At 72.6% G+C, this 4,823-nt stretch carries 1 protein-coding gene; it reads right to left on the bottom strand.

The window, feature by feature from the left end; translation table 11 throughout:
• The coding region (locus ACFYZR_RS32320) for a type I polyketide synthase (RefSeq protein WP_391917109.1) at nucleotides 1-4,823 on the bottom strand (4,823 nt) is incomplete at both ends.

Here is a 4,823-nt window from a genome sequence, read left to right as displayed (position 1 = left end):
TCCACCAACCGGAACAACGCCACCTCGACCGCGAACAAACCGGCCTGGGCAAACACCGTCTGGTTGATCAGCTCCTCGTCCTCACCCCAGACCACCTCGCGCAGAGGCCGGTCCAAGTGCTCGTCCAGCCCCGCACACACCGCATCGAACGCCGCAGCGAACACCGGGAACCGGGCATACAACTCCCGCCCCGTCCCCAACCGCTGCGACCCCTGACCCGAGAACAGCACGGCCAGCAGTCCCTCGGTCCGGGGGCCGTTCGCCGCCTCGCCGCGTGCCAGGGCGCGGAGGCCTGCGACGAGCTCGTCCCGCTCCGTGCCGACGATCGTCGCGCGGTGGTCGAGAGCGGCCCTGGTCGTGGCGAGGGAGAACGCCACGTCGAGCGGACCGTGTTCGGCCCCGGCGTCCAGCAGGGTCAGCAGGCGCTCGGCCTGTGCCCGCAGCGCGTTCTCGTCGCGGGCGGACAGCAGCCACGGCACCACGACCGGCGCCGCGTCCCTCTCCTCCTCGTTCGCCATCGACGGTGCCTGCTCGACCAGGACGTGTGCGTTCGTGCCGCTGATGCCGAAGGACGAGATGCCGGCCCGGCGCGGGCGGCCGGTCGTACCCCACTCCCTGGCCTCCGTCAGCAGGCGCACGCTTCCCTCGGACCAGTCGACCTTGGACGACGGCTCGTCCACGTGGAGGGTGGAGGGCAGGACGCCGTGGCGCATCGCCATGACCATCTTGATGACGCCCGCGACACCCGCCGCCGCCTGGGTGTGACCGATGTTGGACTTCACCGAGCCCAGCCACAGCGGCCGGCCCTCCGGCCGGTCCTGACCATACGTCGCCAGCAGCGCCTGCGCCTCGATCGGGTCACCCAGAGTGGTGCCCGTACCGTGCGCCTCGACCGCGTCGATCTGGTCGGCGGCGAGGCGGGCGTTGGCGAGGGCCTGGCGGATGACCCGGCGCTGGGACGGGCCGTTGGGTGCCGTCAGGCCGTTGGACGCGCCATCCTGGTTTACTGCCGAGCCACGGACCACGGCGAGCACGGGGTGGCCGTTGCGGAGGGCGTCCGACAGCCGTTCCACGACGAGGAAACCGGCGCCTTCGGAGAAGCCCGTGCCGTCGGCGGCCGAGGCGAAGGACTTGCAGCGGCCGTCCGACGCGAGCGCGCCCTGACGGCCGAACTCCGCGAACACGCCCGGAGTCGACAGCACGGTGACACCGCCGGTCACGGCGAGGGAGCAGTCACCCTGCCGCAGGGACTGCACGGCGAGGTGCAGGGCGACCAGGGAGGACGAGCACGCGGTGTCCACGGACACTGCGGGCCCCTCCAGGCCGAGCTTGTAGGAGACCCGGCCGGACACCACGCTGCCGTTGCCGTCGCTGCCCGGGTAGTCGTGGTACATCACACCGGCGAAGACACCCGTCCGGGTGCCCTTGAGCGAGGTCGGGTCGATGCCCGCCCGCTCCAGGGCCTCCCACGACAGCTCCAGGGTGAGCCGCTGCTGGGGATCCATGGCGAGGGCCTCGCGCGGGGAGATCCCGAAGAACGCGGGGTCGAAGCCGGCCGCCTCGTCGAGGAACCCGCCCAGGCGGGGGTACTGGCCCGCGTCCTGGAAGCCCTCCCAGCCCCGGTCCTCCGGGAACGCGGAGATCGCGTCGCCACCGGACGTCACCAGCCGCCACAGGTCCTCGGGGCTGGTCACGCCGCCCGGGTAGCGGCAGGCCATGCCGACGATGGCGATGGGCTCGTGCCGGGCCGCGGAGAGCTCGCGGTTGTGCTTCCGGAGCCGCGCGGTCTCCCTGCGGGCGGCCAGCAGCGCCTCGCCGTCGGTTTCATCGGCGCCGGGGCCGGTGTCTTCCTCCGCGTCCGGGCCGATCGGCAGTCCTCGTACTTCCGCGAGTTCGAGGAGGCTGTCCATGAGGCCCGCGTCGCGAAGCCGGTTCGTCGGGATCGTTTGAAGCGCCCGGCGGATGTCGTCTTCGACGCCCCCGGCGCCGGGTCCGTCCGTCACCGGGGCCAGCTGGGCCTCGATGTGGTCGGTGACGGCGAGGGAGTTGGGGTGGTCGAAGACGAGCGTGGCGGGGAGACGCAGACCGGTGACGCGGTTGAGCTGATTGCGCAGCTCGGTCGCCGCGAGGGAGTCGAAACCGAGCTCCTGGAACGCCCGGTCCGGCCCGATCGCCTCGGCCGACCCATGCCCGAGGACAGCCGCCACCTGACCGCGCACGATCTGAAGCACCGCACGGTGCCGCTCGTTGGCCGACAGTCCCGCGAGCCGCTGTTCGAAGCCGGCAGGTTCGCCCGCTGCCGCGCCGACCCCGGCGGCAGCCGATCGGCGTGCCGCGGGGGCGAAGCCGCGCAGGAGGGCGGGGATCTCGTCGGTACGGGTGCGCAGGGCGGCCGTGTCGACGTGGATGGGGACGACCGTGGGCCGCGGCGAACTCAGCCCGGCCGCGAACAGCTCCAGACCGGTCTCGTAGGAGAGTGCCGGGACGCCCTGGTTGGCCATGCGCTTGCGGTCGATGTCACTGAGGTACTGACCGAGCCCGGCGCCGACCTCCCAGAGGCCGTACGCCATCGCGGTGGCCGGCAGCCCCTCGGCGTGGCGCTGCTGCGCCAGGGCGTCGAGGAAGACGTTGGCCGCCGCGTAGTTGCCCTGTCCGGCGGTCAGCACGAGGCCGCCGGCGGACGAGAACAGTACGAACGCCGCCAGGTCCATCTCACGCGTCAGCTCGTGCAGCCACCAGGCCGCGTCCGCCTTCGGCGCGAGCACGGCGTGTACCTGCTCGGGCGTGAGGGCGTCGACCAGCGCGCTGTCGCCGATTCCGGCAGCGTGGACCACGGCGGTGAGGGGCCGGTCGGTGGTGATTCCGTCCACCACAGCGGCCAGCGCCACACGATCGGACACATCACACGCGACGACGCGCACGTCAGCACCCATCGCAGTCAGCTCCGACGCGAGCTCCGACGCGCCCGGGGCCTCAAGGCCCCGACGGCTCGTCAGCGTCAGGTAACGGACACCACGCTCGGCGACCAGGTAACGGGCCACAACAGCACCCAGACCACCCGTACCGCCGGTAATCAGCACCCCACCCTCGACATCGAGGGAGACATCCGCTGCCGGAGAATCCACTCGCACCAGGCGCGGCACCAGCACCTCGCCACCACGCACCGCCAGCTCCGGCTCACCCGAAGCCAGCGCCGCCACGGGCACTTCATCAAGCCCGCCATCGACGTCCACCAGGACGAACCGGCCCGGGTTCTCCGCCTGCGCCGAACGCACCAGACCCCACACCGGAGCCTGCACCACATCCAACGCCACACCATCAGCCACAGCCACCGCGTCACGGGTCACCACAGCCAACCTCGAACCCGCGAAACGCTCATCGGACAGCCAGCGCCGAATCGCGTCCAGTGCGTGGTGGAGTACGGTCCGCACGCCGTCGGGCACGTCGCCCTCCGTGACCGCCGTACCGCAGTCCAGCACCACCACATCCGGCACCGCACCGGGTTCCGCGTCCATGGCCTCGTCCCACGGCGCCCACGACACCGTGGCACCGTCCGCCACCGCCGCACCGGACCACTCGATCCCGTACAGCGACTCGCCCGAGCCGTCACCCGCGTCGAGTTGCTCGGCCGACACCGGCCGGCCGACCATCGAGCCCACGGAGAGGACCGGTCGCCCGGTCGTGTCGGCGACCGCCAGGGCCAGCCCGCCGTCGTCGAGCCGCGACAGGCGTACCCGGACCGCCGAGGCGCCCACCGCGTGCAGCGCCACATCGGTCCACGCGAAGGGAATCCTGGTCTCGCCGTCACCCGCGCCGGTGAGGATCGCGGCGTGCATCGCCGCGTCCAGCAGCGCCGGGTGCAGACCGAACGCCCCACCATCGACGCCTTCCGGCAACGCCACCTCGGCGAACAGCTCATCGCCGACCCGCCACGCCGCCCGCAGGCCCTGGAACACCGGGCCGTAGCCGTAGCCGCGCTCGCGCAGCGTCTCGTACGCGCCGTCGAGTCGTACCGGTTCGGCACCGGCCGGCGGCCAGGCGCTCAGGTCGAACGCCGCCGCCTTCTGGGCGTCGGCGGTGAGGAACCCGGAGGCGTGACGGACCCACGCGCGGTCGCCCGCGTCCTCCCGCCGCGAGTACACGGCCACCGGGCGACGCCCGGCCTCGTCCGTGCCGACGACGACCTGGACCTGTATCGCGCCGTGCTCGGGCAGCATCATCGGCGCGGCGAGCGTCAGCTCCTCCAGCACGTCGCAGCCGACCTCGTCACCGGCCCGGACGGCCAGCTCCAGCAGTCCGGTGCCCGGCACGAGTACCGTGCCCCGCACCGCGTGATCGGCGAGCCACGGGTGCGACGACACGGACAGCCTGCCCGTGAGGACCACGCCGTCCGAGTCGGGCAGCCGCAGGACCGCGCCCAGCAGCGGGTGCGTCACCGTGTCCACGCCGGTGGCGCTCAGGTCGCCCGTGCCGGTCGTGGCGTTCACCCAGTACCGCTCGCGCTGGAAGGCGTAGGTCGGCAGGTCGAGACGGCGCGTGCTGCGGCCGGCGAAGTAGGCGTGCCAGTCCACGGCGGCGCCGTGGACGTGCAGCCGGCCGAGGGCGGTCACGAGGTTCGCGACGTCGTCCCTGCCCTTGCGGAGGGCGGACACCGTCAGGGCAGCGTCCGTGGCATCGCCGAGGGTGTCCTTGACCATCCCGGTGAGCACGGCGTCGGGGCCGAGCTCCAGGAAGCGGGTCACACCCTCCGACTCCAGGGTGCGCATCCCGTCGGAGAAGCGGACCGCCTCGCGGACGTGCCGCACCCAATACTCGGCGGACCC

This window comes from Streptomyces sp. NPDC001678, from assembly GCF_042892945.1.
Taxonomy (GTDB): domain Bacteria; phylum Actinomycetota; class Actinomycetes; order Streptomycetales; family Streptomycetaceae; genus Streptomyces.
This window is presented reverse-complemented; position numbering and strand designations above follow the sequence as displayed.